Raw genomic sequence first — 23935 nt, forward strand, 5'->3', positions numbered from 1 at the left:
TCAATTGAAGGTATGATTAACAATTTGATCAGAATTACTCTTAAATTATTACCATACTAAATTAGTAGGTTAATAGATTTGTTATCAAAACGTTAAACAATTTACTACAACGTTTTCGTAGCTCATTTATCGTTGTTTTTAAACCTATTACCGATGTTGATATGTTTTTTTAAAAGTGATGTTGTTTATCGATTTTATTTCAAAATAGAGTGTTTTTTTCTTCTTTTACTTGAATACCAGGTTTCAATTACACTTCCTTTTAGTCCTCTTATAGCTTATTTTTGTGCCAAGAAAATAGGTTTTAGAGCGGTAATATTTATTCACATCTCACAGGATAAATATGTTAATTAATTCCGCTTTCGCGAAAGCGATATCAACTTAAGTATTGTTATATTTCCACATATCACAGATTTTATTTTAATGGACGGAACTACTAAATATACCGAGGATAATATCCGGTCGCTGGACTGGAAAGAGCACATAAGAATGCGTCCTGGAATGTACATCGGTAAGCTGGGCGATGGCTCCAGTGCAGATGATGGTATTTACATTTTATTAAAAGAAGTTATCGATAATTCTATCGATGAATATGTCATGGGCGCTGGTAAAACTATAGAGGTTTCTATTCAAGGAGAGCGTGTTATAGTTAGAGATTATGGTCGCGGTATTCCATTAGGTAAAGTTGTAGACGTAGTATCTAAAATGAATACTGGTGGTAAGTATGACTCTAAGGCCTTTAAAAAATCTGTAGGTCTTAATGGAGTAGGTACTAAAGCGGTTAATGCGTTGTCTTCCTATTTTAGAGTAGAATCTTCGCGAGAAGGAAAAAGCGCCAGTGCCGAATTTGAGCGTGGAGAGCTCATCGGGAAAGAGTTTCTAGAAGAAACGACAAGACGCAAAGGAACTAAGATGACTTTTGTACCTGATGGCGAAATCTTCAAAAACTTTAAATACCGTCCTGAGTATGTAGTCCGCATGTTGAAGTATTATGTCTATCTCAATCCAGGATTGACTATTATTTTTAATGGCGAAAAGTTTTTCTCAGAGCACGGACTTAAAGATCTTTTAGGCGAAACTATTGCAGAGAGTGATCGATTATATCCTATCATTCATTTAAGGTCTGATGATATTGAGGTTGCAATGACACATAGTAGAACTCAATACAGTGAGGAGTACCATTCATTTGCAAACGGGCAAAACACTACGCAAGGTGGAACGCATCAAGCAGCCTTCAGAGAAAGTGTGGTAAAAACAATTAGAGAATTTTACGGCAAAAATTACGAAGCAAGCGATGTACGCAAGTCTATAGTAAGCGCGATTGCTATTAAGGTAATGGAGCCAGTATTTGAATCGCAGACTAAAACCAAACTAGGTTCTACCGAAATGGGAGGCGATTTACCTACGGTACGTACCTTTATAAATGATTTTGTAAAAACGCAACTTGATAATTACCTGCACAAGAATCCGCCAGTGGCAGAGGCTTTACAGAAAAAAATTATCCAGGCAGAACGAGAACGTAAAGAACTTTCTGGAATTAGAAAACTAGCTCGCGATCGCGCAAAAAAAGCCAGCCTACACAACAAAAAACTACGAGACTGTCGTGTTCATTTAGGGGACACCAAAAAAGATAACAATCTAGACAGTACTCTTTTTATTACCGAGGGAGATTCAGCTAGTGGATCGATTACAAAATCACGTAATGTGAATACACAAGCAGTTTTCTCTTTGAGAGGAAAGCCTTTGAATTCTTATAACATGAGCAAGAAAATTGTTTATGAAAACGAAGAATTCAATCTGTTGCAGGCAGCATTAAATATAGAGGACAGTATGGAAGACCTGCGATACAACAAAATCGTGATCGCAACGGATGCCGATGTGGATGGAATGCACATACGATTGTTACTCATCACTTTCTTCTTGCAATTCTTTCCAGAATTGATCAAAAAAGGACATTTGTACATTTTGCAAACGCCTTTATTTAGAGTTCGCAACAAGAAAGAAACCAGGTATTGCTACACACCAGAGGAGCGTGCAGCTGCAATGGCAGAGTTAGGAAAAAATCCAGAGATCACACGATTTAAAGGACTTGGGGAAATCAGCCCAGATGAGTTCGTGCATTTTATAGGAGAAGATATACGCCTAGATCCTATCATGCTGGACGATGGTATGAGTATCGAGGATTTACTAAAATTCTATATGGGAAAAAATACTCCAGATAGACAGGAATTTATAATCGATAATTTGAAAGTAGAGCTGGATGTTGTTGAGGATTAACTTTCTTTCAACTTAAAGTTTTTTGTTTTAAATAGATAAATATGAATTCCGCTTTCGCGAAAGCGGAATAACAAAAATAAACAGTTAATCAATAACTGAAAATCGTTAACCGACAACTGTTGACTAACAAATGAGTGAAGAAAACGAAGAATTAGAAAATTTAAGTGAAGGCATAGAAGAGCAATCTACTGAGACCATAACTCGAGTTACAGGAATGTACAAAGAATGGTTTCTTGATTATGCCAGCTATGTGATTCTGGAACGTGCGGTACCTGCTATTGAAGATGGTTTTAAACCAGTGCAACGTCGTATCATGCAGTCTATGAAAGACTTGGACGATGGACGTTATAACAAAGTAGCAAACATTGTAGGTCATGCGATGCAGTACCATCCACATGGAGATGCGAGTATAGGTGATGCTATGGTACAAATAGGTCAAAAAGACCTATTGATAGACATGCAAGGAAACTGGGGAAATATTCTTACTGGTGATCCTGCAGCTGCTTCTCGTTATATTGAGGCACGTATATCTAAATTTGGTCTAGAAGTTCTCTTTAATCCTAAAATAACGGAATGGCAAGCCAGTTATGACGGTAGGCGCAAAGAGCCTATCAATTTACCAGTTAAATTCCCACTACTTCTTGCTCAAGGAGCTGAAGGAATTGCAGTAGGTTTATCTACTAAAGTATTGCCGCACAATTTTATAGAATTGATAGACGCTTCTATAAAACACTTACAAGGCAAACGATTCAAACTATATCCAGATTTCCCTACTGGCGGCGCTGCAGATATTTCAAATTATAATGATGGTTTGAGAGGTGGGAAAGTACGTGTGCGTGCAAAAATGCATTCTCCAGATAAAAGTTCGATAGTAATTACCGAGATACCTTTTTCCACAACTACTAGTTCTTTAATTGATTCTATTCTTAAGGCAAACGATAAAGGTAAAATCAAGATCAAGAAAATAGAAGACAATACCGCTGCAAACGTGGAGATCATGATTCATTTGCCATCAGGACTGTCTCCTGATAAGACAATGGATGCATTATATGCTTTTACTAATTGTGAGGTAAGTATTTCTCCATTAGGTTGTGTTATTGAAGACAATAAACCGTTATTTGTTGGAGTCTCTGAGATGTTGCGCCGCAGTGCAGATCATACCGTCGAGCTTTTAAAAGCAGAGCTAGAAATACTCTTGCATGAAGTAGAGGAGCAGTGGCATTTTGCATCTTTGGAGCGCATTTTTATAGAAAACCGTATCTATCGTGATATTGAGGAAGAAGAAACTTGGGAAGGTGTTTTAAGCGCCATTGATAAAGGATTGCAACCTCACATCAAACACCTCAAAAGAAAGATTACTGAAGATGATATTGTACGATTGACAGAAATACGTATCAAACGCATCTCTAAATTTGATATTGATAAGGCGCAGCAAAAAATTGATGCCCTTGAAGATCGCATTGCAGAGTTAAAGCACCATCTAGAACACTTGATTGAGTTTGCAATTGATTACTTTACAAAACTTAAAAAGGACTACGGTAGTGGACGTGAGCGTAAAACAGAGCTTAAAAACTTTGAAGACATTGTTGCGTCCAAAGTGGTGATACGCAACACAAAGCTTTATGTAAATCGTGAAGAAGGTTTTATAGGAACATCCTTAAAAAGAGATGAATATGTAGGTGACGTGTCCGACATAGACGATATTATATGTTTTACTAAAGAAGGAACCATGATGGTGACTAAAGTAGATACCAAAACATTTATAGGCAAAAACATAGTTCATGTAGCTGTATTCAAGAAAAAAGACAAGCGTACCATTTATAACGTCATCTATCGTGATGGTAAGTCAGGACCTAGTTATATCAAAAGATTTGCCGTGACTAGCATGACGAGAGATCGTGAATACCCTATGGGTAAGGCAGACAAAGGCTCTGTGATGCATTATTTTAGTGCAAATCCAAATGGAGAAGCTGAGGTAGTTACTGTCAATTTAAGGCAGCAAGGCAGCATCAAAAAACTCAAGTGGGATATTGATTTTGCTGACATACTTATTAAAGGCAGATCTTCAAGAGGTAATCAAGTAACTAAATACAACATCAAAAAAGTAGAACTTAAGGAAGAAGGAGTTTCTACTTTAAAACCACGAAAAATATGGTTTGATGATGTTGTAAAACGTCTTAATGTGGATGGAAGAGGTGAGTTGCTAGGAGAATTTAGAGGTGAAGACCGACTTTTGATCATAACGCAGAAAGGAATTGCCAAAACTATTATTCCAGAAGTGACGGCACGTTTTGATGAAGATATGGTTGTGCTGGAAAAATGGATTCCTAATAAACCACTTTCGGCAATATATTATAATGGAGAACGTGAGTTGTTCTATGTAAAACGTTTCTTAATAGAAAATGAAGAACGTGAAGAGTCTATAATTTCAGATCATGAAGGCTCTTATTTAGAAATTATTTCGACTGATTATAAACCTGTTGCAGAGCTGGTTCATGTGAAGCCTAGAGGTAAGGAACAACCTGATAATGAGAAGATTCATATAGAAGAATTTATAGCTGTTAAAGGTATTGCCGCGCAAGGTAATATGCTCACAAAGAGCAAAATCAAACAAATCAATTTATTAGACCCTTTACCGTATGAGCCTGAAGAACAAACGCCTGCTCAAGAAATAGAGGTTAAAGAAGAAGAGGAGATAGACAGTAATCCAGCTGCTAAAGATGAGATTAAATCATCAACTCAAAATAAAGATGATTTACCAGATCCTGAAATAGATGATACTGGACAGTCCAGTTTATTTTAAGATTTTTGTTAGTATTATACAAGCGGTAAAAATTTAACTTTACCGCTTTTATTTTGTTTCCGCTTTCGCGAAAGCGAGATCTTAAAAAGTCCAATCAATAAAATATAAATTAGTTATGAAGCTCATCAGTGAATTTAAGGAGTTTGCCGTAAAAGGTAATATGATAGACATGGCAGTAGGTATTATTATAGGTACTGCATTTAATAATGTCATCCAAACATTAGTAAAGAAAGTATTTTTACCGCCATTGTCGTATTTAACAGATGGAGTGAACTTTGAAGATAAGAAATATGTGTTGCGAGAAGCAGTAGAAGGAGCGACCGGTGATCGAGCTAAAGAAATAGCCATAAGCTACGGTGAGCTGATCAATGTAAGCATCGATTTTATTGTGATAGGTTTTGTGGTATTTGTCGTTGTAAAGCTCATGAACAAGTTGCGTAACGATGCACAAGACCCTAAAAACAAAGAAGTGGTAACTCCCAAGGATATTGAGCTTTTAAATGATCTTAAAGAGTTAATGCAAGAACAAAATCAATTGCTTAAAACAAAATAGATGTAAAAATTATTTATTTAAGCTAGCAAAACAAAAAAGGCGCTTCACGTTTAGAGAAGCGCCTTTTTCGTTTAATGGACTATTATTTCTTAGTTGCAGTTCCTTTGTAGATCTGGTCACGTCCAGACTGTGTAAATTCAAATGAATAAGAATTCTCATCTGTAGAAAGGATTTTGAACAAATAGGCGCGGCTCTCGGCGTTTGTTTCTGGATCTATAGGTATGACTCTCCACTCACAGTCGTTGATCCATTCAATTCTTGAAGTATCTACTTTATTCTCAAATCGCTCGATTTGTAAATCTTTGGTGCGCGTAAATTCTGTTTTCAATAATTTACCGCCACTTTCTTGTTCCCAAATAAAAGTTCCTTCTTGAAAATCCTGACAGTCTCTTTTATTTTCATAACAGCTACTGCACAACAAAATTACGAATAACAATAGGGAAGCATTTTTCATATAACTTTTTTTACAAAGTTAATTCTTGGATGAATAGCTAAGGTATAAAATATTCAAAACTTCCATCGTCATAAAGCAATATCACTTTTTGTATATTTTTCCCTTTTATACTTTCGGTTTTTGATATTGTATTTTCTGTCTGTACTGGACTAAATAGATCATTTGAGTCTTCAGCTTTGTTTTTTACCAGCTCTTTAGACGGTGGTGTGTTTTCGACATTTTCACTTGTAGAACCAGAAGAAGGAGCAGAGGCTTTCTTTTCTTCAGATTTTGGATAGGTTCCTTTTCCGTTGAGCAACCAGTAAAGATCTACCTCAGGAAATTCTTTTACAGTATTGATTACAAAATCGAGACTAGGCTTGTTGCGGCCAGATATAATATGTGAGATAGAACTACGTCCCACATGAATACGTTCAGCAAATGACGAGGCATTTAAATCATGCTGATCCATAATTTTTTGCAATCTTTTTGAAAATTCTGCTGAGTTTACCATAGTTACAAAAGTAAACAAATTTATGTTTACAAATGTGTTTATTAATGTAAACAATCGTGAGTAATCGAACCAACTCACCTAAAAACAGCACATTTTTAATTAAACAATTACTTTAATTAAACAAACTTAAATATCTGAAATAGTTTTATGTATCATATTATAGGTCTGTATTAAAGAATTCTGTTTAAAACTGTAGTCAAGTTTATATAAATAGGTCTTTATACCTATTGCTTACATATTACAATTGTAAACAAGTGCTCTATTTTAATTGTTTACAATTGTAAATAGAAAGATGTTTACGTTTGTAAACTTTATAGAAGTTACATTTGTACAACATTATGTTACCGATTACTATCGGTAGAAACCCATCTATACATCTTTGCACTTATATGTTATCTCGATATTATACCTATTCTCAATTTGAATCTTATTTCTCTACTCTCATCAGGCGATTTAAAATAGAATCACTAGAAGAGATTGAAATAGGTAAATCGGTTTTAGGGAAATCTATTTATGGGCTGAAATTAGGAACTGGTAGCACAAAGATTCTTGCATGGTCTCAAATGCATGGAAACGAATCAACAACCACTAGAGCTTTATGCCAGCTTCTAGAATCTGTAGATATAGAAAACAATTTAAATAGTTTTAAATTGTACATTATTCCTATTTTAAATCCTGATGGTGCGGAATCTTGGACTAGAGTAAATGCAAATAATGTTGATTTAAATCGAGACGCTATGGATTTATCTCAACCAGAAAGTACTATTCTTAGAAAGGTGATTAATGATTATCAGCCTGATTATTGTTTGAACTTACATGGACAAAGAACTATTTATGGTTCCTTAGATGGTAAATCACCAGTTCAAATGTCGTTTTTAGCACCTGCTGGAGATAAGGATAGGAAAATAACTGAGGTGCGTTTAAAATCAATGAACGTGATTAATCATATCTATTCACAATTAAAAAATAAGGTTAACGGAATTATCGGTAGATATGATGATGCTTTTAATATCAACTGTGTAGGAGATTATCTCACGAGTGTTCATATTCCTACCATACTTTTTGAAGCAGGACATTCTGGAAGCGATTATTCAAGAGATGAGGTAACCTATCTGGTGCATGACTCCTTGGTAGTAGCTCTTAACACAATAAACGATGGGATCTCACAAAAAAATACTACTTTGAGGTCTTATGAAGATATTCCTGCGATTGCTAGTAATTTCACTGATGTACTGATAAAAAACTATCCTTCTAAAAATGGTTTTACATCTCTATACATTCAGTATCATGAACAAATTAACGCAAACAAGCTTTACTTCGTTCCTATACTAATTGGCCTGAACAGAAAGGATATCTTAAATGCTCATGAAGTAATCGACCTTTCTGATGTTTCAACTTTTGAAAATGATCTTGTCATAGATGAAAATCTAGAAGTTTATAGTGAATCTTTGAATATTAAAATATTTACTAATTAATTGCAAAAGCCTCTCATTTCTTAGTTTATTATCAATGATTATCTTTATTTTGCGATTAATTGTTAGAAAAAGATAATAAAATGGCAAAAATCGACGATATTGATAAGCAAATTCTGGATGTTCTTATAGAAAATACAAGAACACCTTTTACAGATATTGCAAAGAGACTTAACATAAGTGCTGGTACAGTACACGTTAGGGTTAAAAAAATGGAGGAGTCGGGAATCATTCATGGCTCTTCACTCACAGTAGATTATCATCAGTTAGGTTACACTTTTATTGCTTACATAGGAGTGTTCCTTGAAAAAACGAGTACTACACAATTTGTAATTAGTAGAATTAAAGAAATTCCATTTGTTACTGTTGCTCATATAACCACTGGCAAATTCAATATTTTCTGTAAAATACGTGCTAAGGATACTACACACGCAAAGAAGATCATTTTCATGTTAGATGATATTGACGGAGTAAGCCGTACAGAAACTATGATTAGTCTGGAAGAAAGTATCAATGATAAAAAGAGATTGTTACACAAAGTATTTCAGGATCTATAATGTTTCAATTAAAGGACATTAACAGCGATGAATATTCTGATTATTACAGCAGTTATTTATCTTTAGTTGATCAAGAAGCTGCACTAGATCATGTATTACAGGACTCTTTAGAAAGCACTTTGAGTCTGCTGGACGATATCGATAAACCATTTTCTTATAAATATGCTGCAAACAAATGGTCCATTGGACAAGTTTTGATGCATGATATAGATACAGAGCGAGTGTTTGCCTACCGTGCGTTGCGTTTCATGAGAAAAGACGCAAGCGTTCTTCCAGGTTTTGACCAGGATGTGTTTGTAGATGCTTTAGGAGATCTCGCTTTCGCGAAAGCGGAATTACAACAATCTATAATCGCAACAAGAAATGCTACCATACAATTATTTAAGAATGTAACTGAAGAATCCTTGAAATTTAAAGGTAATGCTAGTGGACAAGTCATGACGGCAAGAGTAATACCTTTCTTAATTGCTGGACATAACTCGCATCATGAAAAAGTCATAAGAGAGCGGTATTTAACTTAAATTAATATAAAGTACTATTTATTAAGAGCTTGCTAAGAATATCTTGGCAAGCTCTTGTTACATAAAGCTATTTCATAACTTCATATTTGCAGTATTAATCAAACAAATATATAGATATGAAAAAGATAGTAGCGATTTTAGCCACAGACGGATTTGAAGAAATAGAGCTTACAAGCCCTAAAAAAGCATTAGAAGAGGCTGGAGCTGAAGTACATATTATAAGTCCTAAAAGAGATTCAATTAAAGCTTGGGATAATGACCACTGGTCAGAAACTTACAAAGTAGATCATCATGTAAGTGAAGTAGATGCAAAAGATTATCATTCTTTGATGTTGCCAGGTGGAGTAATGAATCCTGACCAATTAAGACAAGATAAAACTTCAATAGAATTTATCACTTCATTTTTTGAACAAAAGAAACCTGTAAGTGCTATATGCCATGGTATTCAACCATTAATTGATGCCGATGTATTGAAAGGTAGAAAACTAACTTCTTACCCATCTCTAAGAAAAGATGTAGAGAACGCTGGAGGTAATTGGGTAGATGAAGAGGTTGTAGTAGATCAAGGTTTTACCACAAGTAGAACACCAGAAGATCTGGACGCCTTTAATAATAAATTAGTGGAAGAAGTGCGTGAGGGAAAACATGAAATGCAACACGCATAATTCTCTTGAGAAATAATCATAAAAAAAAGGCTCGCATCTGCGAGCCTTTTTAGTATCTAAATTAATGATAATCTATTGGTTGAGCATTACAGGCATAACGAGCATAGTAACGTTTTCTCCTTCTTCTAATCCATCTACAGGAGTAAGTATTCCTGCACGATTAGGAAGTGACATTTCAAGTGAAACATCATCACAAGTTAAATTGTTAAGCATTTCAATTAAAAACCTGCTGTTAAAACCTATTTGCATGTCGTCACCTTGATAGTCACATGTAAGGCGTTCGTCAGCTTTATTGCTGTAATCTAAATCTTCGGCACTTATATTAAGTTCTGCACCGGCCATTTTAAGCCTGATTTGATGAGTAGTTTTATTAGAAAAAATGCTTACACGTCTTACAGAATTAAGTAGTTGTGTTCTTGAAATAGTAAGTTTATTAGGGTTCTCCTTAGGTATTACCGCTTCATAATTAGGGTATTTACCGTCGATTAAACGACAAATAATAGTGGTAGAGTCAAAGCTGAATTGAGCATTACTATCATTATATTCTACTAAAACCTCAGATTCACTTCCTTGAAGCATCGCTTTAAGAAGGTTTAAAGGCTTTTTGGGCATAATAAATTCGGCTGTCTGACTTGCAGAAAGATCTTCTCTTTTATAACGTACTAGCTTGTGAGCATCAGTCGCTACAAAAGTCAATGAATCGCTAGCAAATTGAAAAAACACACCGCTCATCACAGGCCTCAGGTCATCATTACCAGCTGCAAATATTGTTTTATTGATTGCGGTTGCAAGAGTGTCTCCCATAATAGAAGTACTACTTGGGTCAGATATAGATACTGCCTTAGGAAACTCTTCTGCTGCGGCGCAGGCTATTTCAGATTTACCTTTATCGTGACTTACAGTCATCATATTATCAACGCTATGAAAAGTAAGTGGTTGCTCAGGAAAGGTTTTCAATGTATCTAACAATAATTTTGCAGGTAAAGCGATGCTACCATCGTCTTCACTTTCTACATCAAGTTTGCTTACAATGGTGGTTTCCATATCGCTTGCAGATACTTTAAGCTCATTTCCAGTCAATTCCAATAAAAAATTATCTAAAATTGGTAAGGTATTGTTGTTATTTATGACTCCTCCTAATAGTTGAAGGTGTTTTTGTAAGTAAGAACTAGATACTATGAATTTCATCTCTCTGTTATTGTTTTGTGATTTAATTTTTCTTAATTTAAAGAATTAAGGAAAAATTGATAAAAAATAAGCAATTTGAATTAAATTGCTCCTTTATATTTTACACAACAAAGATATTTGATTAATGATAAGTACAGCAACATATTTATTAACATTTATATCTTTTTATAAATAATTTATTATGAAGAAAATTAAACTTATACTTTCGGCATTCTTTGTATTTGCTTTTGCAATGCAAGTAATTGCTCAAACTAAAGCCGAACGCGCAAAAATTATTAATAGTTATGATCAAGAAGAGATTCTAGCTTTAGAGAAATTTTTGGAAAAACGTAAAGAAATTAATCAAAAACGTTTTCAAAGATTACAAGCCATAAACAATTGGCCACTAACAATTACAACTAAAGATGGAACCACTGCTTATTTAGTAGGTGCTACGATTTCAGGAGAGCCTACTTATGTAAGCACAATGAATGATGAAGCGGCTCAAATGCAAGGTGCTAGAGAGTTGCAAACTGGAGGTTCTTTCGGTGTTAATATGGATGGTCAAGGAATGACCGTAGGAGTTTGGGATGGTGGTAAAATTAGAGATACTCATCTTTCTTACGTGGGTAGAACAGTTCAAGGTGAATTCCTACCAACAACAAGCGGCCACGCAACTCATGTAGCAGGAACTATTGCCTCAAATGGTGCTGGTGATTTGTCAGCTAGAGGTATTGCTCCAGCGTCGACTGTTGAATATTATAAATTTCAACAAACTTCTGCAGAAGAAGAAGACGAAGTTGAGATGACTAGGGCTGCGACAAATGGATTACTTGTGTCAAATCATAGTTATGGTATTCCGGCAGATGTAGTTTCAATAGAAAGATTAGGTAAATATGACGACAATGCCCAAGCTTGGGATCAGCTTGCAAATACTTTTCCTTATTACTTAATAGTAAGCAGTGCTGGTAATTCACAAAATGATGGTGTAAATACTACTGATAATGGATACGATCTACTTACCTCGAGATCAAATGCAAAAAATAATTTAGTGGTCGGAGCAACGGTTGGAGTTGCTAATTATACTGGACCATCTAGCGTTGCTATGTCTAGGTTTAGTAGTTGGGGCCCTACAGATGATGGTCGTGTTAAACCAGATATAAGCACAAAGGGAGTTTCAATGTTTAGTACGAGTGAAGTTAATGACACTCAGTATGTTAATAGAAATGGAACTTCTATGTCTTCTCCTGCTGTCGCCGGTGGAGCTATAATTTTACAGCAATTTTATAATTCAATTAATAATAATTATATGAAGGCCGCTACGTTAAAAGGTCTTATTTTACATTCGGCACAAGAGGCTGGTGCTGCTCCTGGGCCTGATTATAGATTTGGTTGGGGACTTATGAATACTGAGGGAGCTGCACATGTTATTGAACAAGATGGAACAGCTTCATTAATTTCAGAATTGTCTTTACTGCAAGGTACTACTTACACAAAATCAATTATTGCAAACGGTTCTCCTTTATTCTCAGATAAGCTCACAGTCTCTATTTCTTGGACTGATCCAGCCGTTACAAACGGTAACTTACCTTCTCCTACTACTAATGATGAAAGAACACCTATGCTAGTTAATGATCTTGATATAGTTGTTACGGATCAAAATGGAGTTTCTTTTTTACCTTGGAAATTGGATCCAGCTTTTCCAACTAATCCTGCTACTACTGGAGATAATGTAGTCGATAACTTTGAGAAAGTTGAAATTGATCAGCCACTAGGTAATTATTCTATTGCGATAAGTCATAAAGGACAATTGAGAGGTTTTCAGGACTACACCTTAATAATTTCAGGAGCAGATAATGTTACACTATCAAATAATACTGAAAATTTACAGTCATTTGAACTCTATCCTAATCCAGCAAATGAATTAGTTAACATAGCTTTCAATGAGGAGATGCTTAGCAAAAAAATCAATGTTTCTATTTATGATGTGTTAGGAAAACAAGTCTTGAATAGAACTTTTCCTGCCAATGGAGCTGTAACAAAGCAAATTAACACCTCTAAATTCAAAAGTGGTATTTATCTTGTAAGAATAGGCGATGGTAATTCTAAAACGACTAAAAAACTCATCATACGATAATTAGTTTTCATTTATAAACAATAACTTGCCCTTGAGAAATCAAGGGCTTTTTTATGATATCACCACAGTTAATAGAATTTTTAAAACAATTAGAACATAATAATAATCGGGATTGGTTTGAAGAGCATAAGTCTCAATTTAAAACTCTAGATGCTCAATTTAAAGAGTTTACTCATAATATAATGCTTGATCTCAATGACCATGATGTAATTGAGAAAACTAAAACATTTAGAATTTACAGAGACATAAGGTTTTCAAAAGACAAAACACCTTTTAAAGTTCATAGAAGTGCTAATTGGATACGCTCTGGAGCAAATAGGAGAGGTAGTTATTACCTGCGTGTCAAACCAGGTCAGACGGTTATAGGTGTAGGCTTTTTTGCACCAGAAAAAGTAGACTTGTTGAGAATACGAAAAGAATTTGATTTAGATGCCCAAGAGTTTAGGACCATAATCACCAGAGATGATTTTAAAAAATGTTGGGGAAACCTTCAAGGAGAAACTCTTAAAACTGCTCCAAGAAATTTTGACAAGAATCATCAAGACATAGACCTTATCAGGTTCAAATCTTTTTATTTTTTAAGATCGTTTAGTGATAAAGAAATGCTGGATAAGAATTTCAAAACTATAATCGATCAATCTTTTAGAAAAGCCAGGCCATTTCTAGATTTAATGACTGATATTCTAACTACCGATTTGAATGGTGAGTCGTTATTATGATCTAACAGCAGGTTTCTCAAATAATAAGATATTACTTATCAAGCGTTCTCTTACAAGATTCATCATACGTTTATTCAACGCACTGGAATTAGTAATATAATGTTCATATTCTTCAATGGTAAACAGTCCCATGATTACACCTTTCAATGAATTTCTAAATTTTTGATCTCTGTTGACCGCATTTTCAATATAGTCTACACGTTTATGAGCAGTAAGACCATAAAAAACGTTCTTATGCTTGTGGATGTAGTTTCTGAACATAGAAACTAATAAGTCATTCTGAAGTTTTGCAATGGGTCTCAAAGTTTCGTTTTGAAAACGTTCTTCATCGCTCATTCCTTCTGTAATTTTTGCATTAGGTAATGACGGTCTTAGTGCGACTAGATATTCATCTCGAGTATTCATGTTTTGAGCTTTTTCTAAAGATAGGTACAATCTAACGTGTCCAATTACTATGCTAGCCTAGTTTCTCAACAAGTTTGTTAACAGTAAGTGTGAAAGTATTTAAATGATTGTTTTTTAAGAGTTCCGCTTTCGCGAAAGCGAGAGTCACAAAATAAATACCCTTTAAAGGGTAGGGATATTTGAATCAATTATATTAAATTGCTGTTAAAACCTTTTAATTATGTTTTCAAGATATTTGATAGTATTTCTATTTTTCAGTGCTTTATCCTTATCACATGCACAAATTGAGATTAATGATGATAATGCAGAAGAAAAGTTACTTACCAATAATGACCGTTTAATTCTTGTGGATTTTTACGCCACTTGGTGTGGTCCATGTAAAAAAATGGATCCTATTTTGAAAGAGCTATCAGAGAAATATGCTGGCCGCGTTGATTTTTATAAAATCGACGTGGATAAGAATCAAGTAGACGATGCGCTAGGAGTTACGGCAATGCCTACCTATTTCTTTATCAAAAATTCTACTAATCTAGAATCGATTGAAGGAATGAGATCTAAAGCTGTTATGGAAGAACTCATAGAAAAATACATGTATTATGATACTGATGTAGTAGAAGTAGAAGAAGTTGTAGAGTCTACAGAAACTTCCTATTATAACGCCAGTTCAAATCATGGTTATGATAATGAGTTTTCTATATCAAATGTTGCTGATATATGGGATTCCTCTAGAAAATTAAATTCGCTCGCATGGCATATATATTTAGAACATGATGAAGATGAAGTCTTGTACAAAGGAATTGAAATTGTAGAAAGATCCATAGAATTAGATCAAAATTATCACAATACCGATACGTTAGCAGCGCTATATTTCAAAACAGGTAAATACAAGCTTGCTTTAAAAAAGGCCAAAGAAGCCATTAAAATTGCAAAGAGAGACTCTGTAGATTATTCATCAACTACTAACCTTATGAATGAAATTATAGACCAGCTATAAAAAAAGGTCTTGACAGTAATTTTAAAAGCACAAAATCAGATAGATTTTGTGCTTTTTTTAGTTCTATAACTCTATTAACGTTTAGTCCTTCTTATTTTTACATCTTATGCAGTATTTCATAGATGTCATATTACCGTTGCCCTTAGAAAGATATTTTACATATTCCATTAATGAGGCTGAGTATAAATTTCTACAACCTGGAATGCGAGTTGCGGTTCCTTTTCGAAAGTCTAAAATTTATACAGGTATCGTGCAGAAGGTGCATCAAAACAATACGGCAACTTATGAAATTAAAGATATAGAGTTTATCATAGATGACAATCCTATTGTTACTAAAGATCAACTAATATTTTGGGAATGGATTAGTTCTTATTATTTATGTGCGGTAGGTCAAGTAATGCGCGCGGCTTTACCTAAATCTTTCTTGCTAGAAAGCGAGACTATTATTCTTAAGAATGAAACTTATCTATTAAATGAAGAAGAATTAAATGATCGGGAATATCTAGTTCTTGAAGCACTAGAAAGTCGCAATGCTCTTAAAGTCCAGGACGTGATGAACATCTTAGATCGTAAAAGCGTTTTACCTATCCTACAAAAGATGCTGGACAAAGGTTATATAATCCTGCAAGAAGAATTATACAATACCTATAAACCTAAAACGGAAAAGTTCATATACCTGCATGAGGAGTTAAAAGATGAAGAGCGGTTAAAAATGATCTTGGAAGAATTAACTCGAGCCCCTAAGCAGCGCGATGCAGTCATGACTTTATTTATGATGCAAGCTGGAAATAGTCGTCCGGTAAGTAAAAAACAATTGATAGAGCGTGCAAATGTGACTAGTGGTGTCATTAAATCTTTAGTTACTAAAGAAATAGTTATAGAGCTAGAAGAAGAAATTGATCGTGTACTCGATAAAAAAGAAGAAGGAAGCGGTTTATATACTCTTAATGAAGAGCAATCAGTTGCTTTTAAAGAAATCAAAAATTATTTTGAAGAGCGTAAAACAGTGTTGCTTCATGGTGTTACTTCTAGTGGTAAAACTCAACTATATGTTCAACTAATAAAAGAACAGTTAGAAAAAGGAAATCAAGCACTCTATTTGCTGCCAGAAATAGCTTTAACGACTCAGTTGATCTCTAGACTTAAGAATTTTTTCACGCACCAAGTCTTGGTGTATCATTCTAGATACAACCTCAATGAACGGTTAGAAGTTTGGAATCACGTTCTTCACGCACAAGAACCTTATATAATTATAGGCGCACGTAGTTCTATGTTGTTACCCTTTAAAAATTTAGGTTTGGTTATCGTAGATGAAGAGCACGAGACCAGTTTCAAACAATACGATCCTGCTCCTAGATATCACGCACGAGACGCCGCCATTGTTTTAGGTCATTTAAAAAAAGCATCGGTGCTTTTAGGAAGTGCAACGCCAGCACTAGAAAGTTATTACAATGCCAGCACGGGAAAATACCGACTGGTAGAGCTTAAAAAAAGATTTGGAAATGTTCTTATGCCAGAAATTAATATGGTAGATATTAAAGAAAAGCACAAGCGCAAAAAAATGAACGGCCGCTTTTCTAATACGCTTATTGATAGCATGCAGGAAGCCTTTAAAAATAAGAAGCAAGTCATTTTATTTCAAAATAGGAGAGGTTATGCACCCATTATGGAATGTGATACTTGTGGTAATGCGCCTCAATGTCCTAATTGTGATGTTAGTCTCACTTATCATCAATATAAAGGACAGTTGAGATGCCACTATTGCGGTTATCATACTTTTGTTCCTAAAGAGTGCCCATCTTGCACAAGTCCATCTCTAGATACTAAAGGGTTTGGTACGGAGCAAATTGAGCAAGAATTCCGCATGTTATTTCCTAATCACAAGGTAGCGCGTATGGATTTAGACACCACTAGAGGAAAAAACTCGTACCAAAAGTTGATCCATGACATGGATACAGGAGCCATTGATTGTTTAGTAGGAACACAAATGCTTACTAAAGGTTTAGATTTTAGAAATGTAAGTCTGGTAGGAGTCATGAATGCCGACTCTATGCTCAATTTTCCTGATTTCAGAGCACATGAACGGTGTTTTCAATTATTGACACAAGTAGCTGGTAGGGCTGGACGTACAGATGATAGAGGTAAAGTGCTTATTCAATCCTATAATCCAGATCATAGAATCTTACAGCAGGTAAGCGCTTATGATTATAAAAATATGTATGAAGAGCAAATAGAGGAGAGGTATCAATTTAAATATCCTCCTTTTCAGCGATTAATAAGAATAACCTTTAAGCATCGCGATTATCAGACTACGCTAGATTCTAGTACATGGTTTGTTAATGCACTGAACCAAATACCACATGGCGTTGTTGTTTTAGGTCCTGAGTTTCCGCCAGTTTCTCGTATTAGAAATTTATATAACATACATGTAGTTATTAAACTGGCAAAAAGTCAGTCTCCTGAGCAAATTAAAGGCTTTATAATGAAAGTCAAGAAGAGTTTTGAGGCGATCAGCCAGTACAGATCTGTACGATGCAATATAGATGTAGATGCTTATTAGTAATATGAGTTGTCATTTAGTTTCCGCTTTCGCGAAAGCGGAACAGTTTAATCTTATAAGAGACAATACCAAACTATTGTATAAATAAAAAGCCACTTATTAGAGCGGCTTTAGGTATCAATAAATGCTGTTGTTTAAAATTGGGACAGAGCTTCTACAAGATCTGATTTTCTATTACGGCTTAATGGCAACACTTCTTTACCTAGTTCTACTGCTTTAGAATTGAATTTCTCCACTTTTCTTAAATTGACGATGTAGGATTTATGAATGCGTAAGAAATCTTCACTTGGGAGCGAGTTTTCAAAGGACTTCATGGTTGACAATACGATTAAACTATCATCTTCAGTAATAAGTTTAACATAATCACCTAAAGCTTGAATGTAACGTAATTCTTTAAGGTAAACCTTACGTTTCTTAAGATTACTCTTTACAAAGATAAATTCACCTCGATCTTCTATCATCTCAGTTTTCATCTTGTGCGCAAGTAAAGCTCTCTCTACAGCGTATAAAAAGCGATCTTTCTTGATAGGTTTTTGCAGGTAATCAATAGCGGCATAATCAAATGCCTTAAAAGCATATTTAGTTTGTCCAGTGACAAAAATGACACCTGGTTTATCAGTTAAATCATCTAATAAATCAAAACCGGTTAAAATAGGCATCTCAATATCTAAAAATATAAGATCAATAGACTGTTCCTTTAGTGCAGTTTTTGTTTCTACTGCGTTGCTAAATTCTCCTTTAAGAACTAGATTAGGGTGATTTTCAATCATTTTGACAATCGCTAGTCGTTGAATACTAGAGTCGTCCACAACAAAACAGTTAAGAATAGTGTTACTCATCGCCTTTATTAATGGTTTAAAGACAATAGTAGTTACTTTTCTGATGAAATACAAATATATTCGTCATTTAAACGGACTTTTTAACGATATAGCGAAATTATATTCATTTTAACTTTGAGTAAAAAATTAACTAATAAGCGATTTATTGCTAATGTCAACGTAAAAATATCTCAACTTGAAAATTATGATTGTTAGAAAATAAAATCATTAGTATATGTAAATACTTGAATATCAACTGATTTTATTAACTTGTGTTATAATCTTTTCTTATCACTTATCGTTTTTCTTTTCATAATTGCAAGAAGTAAAACATTTAAAATTTAAAATACTTTATAAAGCACAAATTATTATTTTTAATAGGAGCTATCGACGTCTGTAACTATTACAGTAATATATTTAACAATACTTGTTGTTTGTTGTTAAAAAGAGTACTTTTGCAGCCGTTTTAAACAATAATTATTATGAATCAATACGAAACTGTTTTCATTTTGAATCCCGTTTTATCTGATGATCAGGTAAAGGAAACAGTAAAGAAGTTTGAGAATTTCCTTACTCAGCGTGGAGCTAAAATGGTAGCTAAAGAAGATTGGGGCCTAAAAAAACTGGCTTATGCAATCGAAAACAAAAAAAGTGGCTTTTACCACCTTTTCCAATTTGAAGTGTCTGGTGACGTGATCAACGAGTACGAAGTAGAATTTCGTCGTGATGAGCGTGTTATGAGATACCTTACTGTAAAACTTGATAAGTATGCTATCGAGTGGGCAGAGAAAAGAAGAGCTAAATTATCTAAAAAATCTAAAGCTTAATCCATGGCAACATTACAACAACAAGCTAAAGGAAAAAAAGATGGTGACATCCGTTATTTATCTCCTTTAAAAATTGAAACTCAAGAAAGAAAAAAATACTGCCGTTTTAAGCGTAGTGGTATTAAATATATCGATTACAAAGATGCAGACTGGTTGTTTGGTTTTGTAAATGAGCAAGGTAAATTGTTACCACGCCGTCTTACAGGAACATCTTTAAAATATCAACGTAAAGTGGCTGTAGCGGTTAAACGTGCTCGTCACATAGCTATCATGCCTTACGTAGGTGATTTACTTAAATAATAAAATCAGATTAACAATATGGAACTTATATTAAAGAAAGATGTAGAACATTTAGGTTTTACAGACGATGTAGTGACTGTTAAGCCTGGTTATGGCCGTAACTTTTTAATTCCTAATGGTCTTGCTGTAATGGCAACTACTAGCGCTAAAAAAGTACTTGCTGAAACGCTTAAGCAAAGAGCTCATAAAGAAGCTTCTAATATTAAGGCTGCTCAAGAGCAAGCAGATAAACTTGCTGCTTTAGACCTTAAAATTACTGCTAAAACTGGCGATGGGGATAAATTATTTGGATCTATCACAACGGCTGATGTTTCTGATGCGCTTGCAAAGAATGATGTAGAGATCGAAAAGAAATTTATATCTGTAGCTGGTGGAACAATTAAAAGACTAGGTCAGTATGAAGCTGATATACGTTTTCACAGAGAAGTAAGTTCTAAACTTATTTTTAACGTAGTAGCTGAAAAATAAGATTTATCTTAATTATCATAAAGCCGTTTCATTAATTTGAAGCGGCTTTTTCAATTTTAATAAGCAACAACAAATGAATTTATATGAAGTATAGAAGATTAACAAAAGAACAACTGGAAGAAATGCATCCAGAGTTTATAAACTTTCTAGCCTCACAATCAATTACTGCTTCTGAATGGGAAGAAATTAAATCTAGTAAGCCACAAGTCGCAGAGGAAGAGATTGACGTTTTTTCTGATCTTGTTTGGGACGGTGTTCTTAACAAAGCAGAATATTTAGAGCATATTTCTCCTAGAACCATGAACTTATTCTCTCTTGGAGAAAATGAAATGGAGCTTATTTCTATAATAGTAGGAGATGAGCTTATAGATATCACTACTGATGAAGGATATAAGTGGTTGCAAAAAAACTTGTTAGACGATGAAGTAAAGATTTTTACTGCAAAGAAATCTTACAGTGAAAATCCTAATGAAGACAAGTTTAAATTAATTGAATCTGGAGCGGTAATTACAAAAGGAGATTTATTTAATTATTTTGATGATTTGATGGAGTTAGGAAAAGAAACGAATGGTTTTTAATCTATTGATCTCAAAAGTTATTTATTGAAGAATAAAAAAAGGTTGCTAGAGTTTATCTAGCAACCTTTATATTTCCACTTAATATTTCTTAGAAACGATACCTAATGCCTAAGGCGATATCATTATCTACTCCATCTCTAAAATCTCCGAAATAAAGCTCCGGTCTGATATCCAATGAAAGTGTCAATGGAAATGGGAAGTTATATTCAATACCTACCTGACCTGCTGCAAGAAGGAAAAACTCAGAATCATCTTCAAAATCACCTCTTCTCCTGAAATCATCATCGATACTAATAGAACCTAAACCTGCTCCCGCACCAGCATACCAATTGAAGCCTCCATCAATGTTCCATACCCATTGATAAATACCTGTTGCTTTGAACCCATCAAACCCATCACCATCTTCATAGCCTAAATCTATTTCGAGGCGATTGTTAGACCCTAGAGCTCTTTGATAAGAAATTTCAGTTCCAAATCCATCTCCATCTCCAAGTCGAATTCCTATAGCATTGTTAGAAATATCTTGTGCATTTGACTGTATTAAAAAACCTAATCCTAATAAAACTGTTAATACTATCTTTTTCATAATTTATTTAATTTGATAACAAATATTCTAATAAATTATACTGCAAAAAGTTTTTATTACGTTAAATAATGTAGTATTTATTTAGCCTTCAAAACCATCGTCTCCATCATTGTCACCACTACGTTCACCACGTTCTCGTTTCTTCTTCTCGTTAAAGCGGTAAACAAAAGTTACGATGAACTGTCTTTCTCTCCATTGAAAGGCGCTATCAGAAATAAAACTAGGCTGGATCTGGCCGTCAACAATAATGTCTGGACCGATAGTCGTACTTTCTCGACGACGGCTGTTAAACACGTCGCTTACACTGGCAGTAATAGTTGCATTTTCTCCAAAAACATCTTTGCTCGCCGCAAGATTTAAAGTAGCAATTCCATCATTTGTTCCTTGTGCATTTTCACTAGCACCACGATAATTTAGTCGTGTTTGAAAATCAATTTCTGCAGGTAAAGTTATTTTTTGATTTAGTCTAGCAAAGTAGGTGGTGTTATTGAATGTAAAATCTTGATCTTCAAAAGCACCATCAGTATCTACATTAAAAACGTTAAAATCACTATTGATAGTCCACCATTTAAATGGTCTATAAGTAAGTGTTAATTCATATCCTATCCTGCGTTCCTTAGATAGATTTACAGGAAAACGACGTATAATTGGGTCTCCATTATCTGTCAGAATAGGATTGTTATTCTCATCTACAACTACTTGTTGTATTCGTTCCCAATTATCATCACTTATGTTCATATAAGCTGCGGTGCTTAAAGTAAACTTAGTCCATCTTTTAATATAACCCAATTCTACACTATTTGTAAATGTGGGATCTAGATCCACATTTCCTTGAAAAATGTTAGACTCACTACTACGACTAGGAAATGGATTAAGAGATCTACCGCGTGGTCTTCTTATCCTGCGATTGTAGCCTAAGGTAAGATTCTCACCTTGTTTTATCTCATAGCTCATATTTACCGTAGGAAATAAACTATGATAATTTTTATTTGCCGTCTCATTCGTGGTAGCTTGAAAAATGTTTACATCTGTATATTCATATCTAAGTCCAGTTAAAAACGAGAAGTTATTTATTTTACGCCCATATTGTACATAAGTAGCGTGGATTAATTCTTCATAATTAAAGGTATTATTAAGTCCAGCATCTGGAATTAGATCTGTGTTGGAAGTTTCAAAATCACGTTCTGCCAGAAAGAAAGAAGTTGTTATGTCTCTATAGTTCCCACGATATCCAGCTTCCCAATTAATATTTTCACCTATGGGCAATTCATAATCTATCTGAACAAGTGCATTACGCTCATCAGTATTTTGATCGCTAAATTCTAGATCATTAAGAGTATTAGTAGTAGTTTCGGTTTCTGTAATGTTTGCTAATTCTTGTTCAATTTCAAATCCATATTGAATACTAGCGGTAAGTTTTTGCCCATTATCATCTAAGTCATTTTTATAATCTAAAGTGAATTGTACATCATCTTCGTTTTCACCTTCGTTTTCTATTCTTCTTGTAGCTTCATTTAAATTTAGATTTTCATCAAATCTGTCAATGGTATTAGTGGTAATATCATCATCATTACCATAACGATATACGGCGTTTGCAATTATGTTACTCTTTTGATTAATATCATATTGAGCACCTAGACTTGTAAATAAGCTACGACCTAATCGATCAAAAACTCTACGTTCATTTACAAACTTATTTTGTGCGTCAGGAGAGTTGAACTCTGTGTCAGAGCGGGCGTTACCAGGAGTGGTGCGATATCTCCATCCTGTATTTGTAAATAAATTCCATTTGTTTTTTCTGTAATTTCCATTAAATGATAATCCTAGACGTTCTGGAATACCGGACTCCAATTGTAAATTTCCATTAAAACCTCTTTGAGATTCTTTACGGAGTATAATATTTAAGATTCCTGCTGTACCTTCTGCATCATATCTTGCGCTAGGAGAAGTAATCACTTCTATTTTTTCTATGGTTTCAGCAGGTATTTGTCTAAGGGCATCGGCTCCATCTAATCCTACTAAAGCACTTGGGCGACCATCTATAAAAATGGTTACATTATCATTACCACGCAATGCCACGTTACCTTCGACGTCTACAGAAACTGATGGTACATTATCTAATACATCGCTCGCTGAACCACCACGCACCGTAAGATCTTTACCAATATTGTAGATTTTCTTATCTAACCTTATGTCTACAGTAGTTTTTTCGGCTATGACGATGGCAGCATCCAGCTCTGCTACATCGACTTCTAAAGAGATCGTTCCATAGTCTTTATCTTCAGTTATCGTTTGATTTTCTCTAACAACACTCTTAAACGTTATGTATTCCCATTTTACAGTGTAAGTACCTGGAGTAATGCTTATAGAGTAATTACCTTCTAAGTCGGTGACGCCACCTTGAGGAGCTTTTTGAGGATTCTTACTTATAAATGAGACAGTTGCAAACTCTAGTGGGGTTCCAGTATTTTTATCTATCAACTTACCTTTTACAGTAATTGGAGTATCATTTTGCGAGTAAGAAAAACAGGCAGTTAACAGAAATACAAATAATAAAATTTTTTTCATAACGATCTTAAGGTTT

22 protein-coding genes are annotated in these 23935 nt (G+C 34.4%); 15 read left to right on the forward strand and 7 right to left on the reverse strand.

Annotated features, from left to right (window positions below):
• The first annotated feature begins 420 nt into the window (after positions 1-420).
• The 3 genes from DDD_RS14100 (at position 421) to mscL (ending at position 5630) form a co-directional block, all read left to right on the forward strand.
• Positions 421-2274, forward strand: a complete 1854-nt coding sequence (locus DDD_RS14100) for a DNA topoisomerase IV subunit B (RefSeq protein ID WP_015363602.1) — start codon at positions 421-423, stop codon at positions 2272-2274.
• A 130-nt stretch (positions 2275-2404) separates the two neighbouring features.
• The gene (locus DDD_RS14105) at positions 2405-5077 is read left to right on the forward strand and encodes a DNA gyrase/topoisomerase IV subunit A (RefSeq protein ID WP_015363604.1); all 2673 of its coding nucleotides are present in this window, start codon (positions 2405-2407) and stop codon (positions 5075-5077) included.
• Positions 5078-5192: 115 nt separating this feature from the next.
• On the forward strand, positions 5193-5630 hold the full coding sequence (mscL, locus tag DDD_RS14110) for a large conductance mechanosensitive channel protein MscL (protein ID WP_015363605.1): 438 nt from the start codon (positions 5193-5195) through the stop codon (positions 5628-5630).
• Between the two features lie 82 nt (positions 5631-5712).
• Here mscL and DDD_RS14115 read toward each other — a convergent pair whose 3' ends face one another.
• Positions 5713-6084 carry a hypothetical protein gene (locus DDD_RS14115; protein ID WP_015363606.1) on the reverse strand — a complete coding sequence of 124 codons (372 nt, stop codon included), beginning with the start codon at positions 6082-6084 and terminating at the stop codon, positions 5713-5715.
• 37 nt (positions 6085-6121) lie between these two features.
• Complete coding sequence (locus DDD_RS14120) at positions 6122-6577, reverse strand: helix-turn-helix domain-containing protein (protein WP_015363607.1); 456 nt, start codon at positions 6575-6577, stop codon at positions 6122-6124.
• A 338-nt stretch (positions 6578-6915) separates the two neighbouring features.
• Between DDD_RS14120 and DDD_RS14125 the strand changes: the two genes are divergently transcribed.
• The 4 genes from DDD_RS14125 (at position 6916) to DDD_RS14140 (ending at position 9792) form a co-directional block, all read left to right on the forward strand.
• Positions 6916-8052, forward strand: coding sequence for a M14 family zinc carboxypeptidase (locus DDD_RS14125; RefSeq protein ID WP_015363608.1), 1137 nt, complete (start codon positions 6916-6918; stop codon positions 8050-8052).
• 80 nt (positions 8053-8132) lie between these two features.
• Positions 8133-8606 carry an Lrp/AsnC family transcriptional regulator gene (locus DDD_RS14130; protein ID WP_015363609.1) on the forward strand — a complete coding sequence of 158 codons (474 nt, stop codon included), beginning with the start codon at positions 8133-8135 and terminating at the stop codon, positions 8604-8606.
• Positions 8606-9127, forward strand: coding sequence for a DinB family protein (locus DDD_RS14135; RefSeq protein ID WP_015363610.1), 522 nt, complete (start codon positions 8606-8608; stop codon positions 9125-9127). The genes DDD_RS14130 and DDD_RS14135 overlap by 1 nt, the downstream gene beginning before the upstream one ends.
• A 116-nt stretch (positions 9128-9243) precedes the next feature.
• Positions 9244-9792 carry a type 1 glutamine amidotransferase domain-containing protein gene (locus tag DDD_RS14140; RefSeq protein WP_015363611.1) on the forward strand — a complete coding sequence of 183 codons (549 nt, stop codon included), beginning with the start codon at positions 9244-9246 and terminating at the stop codon, positions 9790-9792.
• Between the two features lie 72 nt (positions 9793-9864).
• Here DDD_RS14140 and dnaN read toward each other — a convergent pair whose 3' ends face one another.
• The gene (gene dnaN, locus DDD_RS14145) at positions 9865-10980 is read right to left on the reverse strand and encodes a DNA polymerase III subunit beta (RefSeq protein WP_015363612.1); all 1116 of its coding nucleotides are present in this window, start codon (positions 10978-10980) and stop codon (positions 9865-9867) included.
• 181 nt (positions 10981-11161) lie between these two features.
• Here dnaN and DDD_RS14150 point away from each other — a divergent pair, with 181 nt between their 5' ends.
• Positions 11162-13096: a S8 family serine peptidase gene (locus DDD_RS14150; protein WP_015363613.1), complete on the forward strand. Its 1935-nt coding sequence runs from the start codon at positions 11162-11164 to the stop codon at positions 13094-13096.
• A 53-nt stretch (positions 13097-13149) separates the two neighbouring features.
• A complete protein-coding gene (locus DDD_RS14155) occupies positions 13150-13815 on the forward strand; it encodes a DUF2461 domain-containing protein (RefSeq protein ID WP_015363614.1) in 666 nt (221 codons plus the stop codon).
• Here the strand turns inward: DDD_RS14155 and DDD_RS14160 are convergent.
• Positions 13810-14220, reverse strand: a complete 411-nt coding sequence (locus DDD_RS14160) for a hypothetical protein (RefSeq protein ID WP_015363615.1) — start codon at positions 14218-14220, stop codon at positions 13810-13812. The two genes, DDD_RS14155 and DDD_RS14160, sit on opposite strands and share 6 nt — an antisense overlap.
• A gap of 220 nt (positions 14221-14440) precedes the next feature.
• On the opposite strand from DDD_RS14160, the gene DDD_RS14165 reads away from it, so the two are divergent.
• Together DDD_RS14165 and priA are read left to right on the forward strand one after the other, a co-directional pair.
• Positions 14441-15214: a thioredoxin family protein gene (locus tag DDD_RS14165; protein WP_015363616.1), complete on the forward strand. Its 774-nt coding sequence runs from the start codon at positions 14441-14443 to the stop codon at positions 15212-15214.
• Positions 15215-15320: 106 nt separating this feature from the next.
• On the forward strand, positions 15321-17774 hold the full coding sequence (priA, locus tag DDD_RS14170; RefSeq protein ID WP_015363617.1) for a replication restart helicase PriA: 2454 nt from the start codon (positions 15321-15323) through the stop codon (positions 17772-17774).
• 134 nt (positions 17775-17908) lie between these two features.
• On the opposite strand, the gene DDD_RS14175 is transcribed toward priA, so the two are convergent.
• A complete protein-coding gene (locus DDD_RS14175) occupies positions 17909-18613 on the reverse strand; it encodes a LytR/AlgR family response regulator transcription factor (protein ID WP_041567188.1) in 705 nt (234 codons plus the stop codon).
• Positions 18614-19074: 461 nt separating this feature from the next.
• Between DDD_RS14175 and rpsF the strand changes: the two genes are divergently transcribed.
• The 4 genes from rpsF to DDD_RS14195 all read left to right on the forward strand — a co-directional run bounded on the left by rpsF (position 19075) and on the right by DDD_RS14195 (position 20765).
• Entirely contained in the window at positions 19075-19419 is a 345-nt protein-coding gene (gene rpsF / locus DDD_RS14180) for a 30S ribosomal protein S6 (protein WP_015363619.1), read from the forward strand.
• Positions 19420-19422: 3 nt separating this feature from the next.
• On the forward strand, positions 19423-19719 hold the full coding sequence (rpsR, locus tag DDD_RS14185; protein ID WP_015363620.1) for a 30S ribosomal protein S18: 297 nt from the start codon (positions 19423-19425) through the stop codon (positions 19717-19719).
• A gap of 18 nt (positions 19720-19737) precedes the next feature.
• The gene (rplI, locus tag DDD_RS14190; protein WP_015363621.1) at positions 19738-20187 is read left to right on the forward strand and encodes a 50S ribosomal protein L9; all 450 of its coding nucleotides are present in this window, start codon (positions 19738-19740) and stop codon (positions 20185-20187) included.
• 83 nt (positions 20188-20270) lie between these two features.
• Positions 20271-20765 carry a DUF6495 family protein gene (locus DDD_RS14195; protein WP_015363622.1) on the forward strand — a complete coding sequence of 165 codons (495 nt, stop codon included), beginning with the start codon at positions 20271-20273 and terminating at the stop codon, positions 20763-20765.
• 88 nt (positions 20766-20853) lie between these two features.
• Here the strand turns inward: DDD_RS14195 and DDD_RS14200 are convergent, their stop codons facing one another.
• On the reverse strand, positions 20854-21351 hold the full coding sequence (locus tag DDD_RS14200) for an outer membrane protein (protein WP_015363623.1): 498 nt from the start codon (positions 21349-21351) through the stop codon (positions 20854-20856).
• Between the two features lie 81 nt (positions 21352-21432).
• Entirely contained in the window at positions 21433-23919 is a 2487-nt protein-coding gene (locus tag DDD_RS14205) for a TonB-dependent receptor domain-containing protein (protein ID WP_015363624.1), read from the reverse strand.
• Positions 23920-23935 lie beyond the last annotated feature (16 nt).

The organism is Nonlabens dokdonensis DSW-6 (genome assembly GCF_000332115.1).
In the GTDB taxonomy this organism is placed as follows: Bacteria; Bacteroidota; Bacteroidia; order Flavobacteriales; family Flavobacteriaceae; genus Nonlabens; species Nonlabens dokdonensis.

Excerpts from the sequence above, each read along its gene's own strand:
- DDD_RS14100 (WP_015363602.1), top strand. The coding sequence starts at position 421 with ATGGACGGAACTACTAAATATACCGAGGATAATATCCGGTCGCTGGAC.
- DDD_RS14105 (WP_015363604.1), top strand. The coding sequence starts at position 2,405 with ATGAGTGAAGAAAACGAAGAATTAGAAAATTTAAGTGAAGGCATAGAA.
- mscL (WP_015363605.1), top strand. The coding sequence starts at position 5,193 with ATGAAGCTCATCAGTGAATTTAAGGAGTTTGCCGTAAAAGGTAATATG.
- DDD_RS14115 (WP_015363606.1), bottom strand. The coding sequence starts at position 6,084 with ATGAAAAATGCTTCCCTATTGTTATTCGTAATTTTGTTGTGCAGTAGC.
- DDD_RS14120 (WP_015363607.1), bottom strand. The coding sequence starts at position 6,577 with ATGGTAAACTCAGCAGAATTTTCAAAAAGATTGCAAAAAATTATGGAT.
- DDD_RS14125 (WP_015363608.1), top strand. The coding sequence starts at position 6,916 with ATGTTACCGATTACTATCGGTAGAAACCCATCTATACATCTTTGCACT.
- DDD_RS14130 (WP_015363609.1), top strand. The coding sequence starts at position 8,133 with ATGGCAAAAATCGACGATATTGATAAGCAAATTCTGGATGTTCTTATA.
- DDD_RS14135 (WP_015363610.1), top strand. The coding sequence starts at position 8,606 with ATGTTTCAATTAAAGGACATTAACAGCGATGAATATTCTGATTATTAC.
- DDD_RS14140 (WP_015363611.1), top strand. The coding sequence starts at position 9,244 with ATGAAAAAGATAGTAGCGATTTTAGCCACAGACGGATTTGAAGAAATA.
- dnaN (WP_015363612.1), bottom strand. The coding sequence starts at position 10,980 with ATGAAATTCATAGTATCTAGTTCTTACTTACAAAAACACCTTCAACTA.
- DDD_RS14150 (WP_015363613.1), top strand. The coding sequence starts at position 11,162 with ATGAAGAAAATTAAACTTATACTTTCGGCATTCTTTGTATTTGCTTTT.
- DDD_RS14155 (WP_015363614.1), top strand. The coding sequence starts at position 13,150 with ATGATATCACCACAGTTAATAGAATTTTTAAAACAATTAGAACATAAT.
- DDD_RS14160 (WP_015363615.1), bottom strand. The coding sequence starts at position 14,220 with ATGAATACTCGAGATGAATATCTAGTCGCACTAAGACCGTCATTACCT.
- DDD_RS14165 (WP_015363616.1), top strand. The coding sequence starts at position 14,441 with ATGTTTTCAAGATATTTGATAGTATTTCTATTTTTCAGTGCTTTATCC.
- priA (WP_015363617.1), top strand. The coding sequence starts at position 15,321 with ATGCAGTATTTCATAGATGTCATATTACCGTTGCCCTTAGAAAGATAT.
- DDD_RS14175 (WP_041567188.1), bottom strand. The coding sequence starts at position 18,613 with ATGAGTAACACTATTCTTAACTGTTTTGTTGTGGACGACTCTAGTATT.
- rpsF (WP_015363619.1), top strand. The coding sequence starts at position 19,075 with ATGAATCAATACGAAACTGTTTTCATTTTGAATCCCGTTTTATCTGAT.
- rpsR (WP_015363620.1), top strand. The coding sequence starts at position 19,423 with ATGGCAACATTACAACAACAAGCTAAAGGAAAAAAAGATGGTGACATC.
- rplI (WP_015363621.1), top strand. The coding sequence starts at position 19,738 with ATGGAACTTATATTAAAGAAAGATGTAGAACATTTAGGTTTTACAGAC.
- DDD_RS14195 (WP_015363622.1), top strand. The coding sequence starts at position 20,271 with ATGAAGTATAGAAGATTAACAAAAGAACAACTGGAAGAAATGCATCCA.
- DDD_RS14200 (WP_015363623.1), bottom strand. The coding sequence starts at position 21,351 with ATGAAAAAGATAGTATTAACAGTTTTATTAGGATTAGGTTTTTTAATA.
- DDD_RS14205 (WP_015363624.1), bottom strand. The coding sequence starts at position 23,919 with ATGAAAAAAATTTTATTATTTGTATTTCTGTTAACTGCCTGTTTTTCT.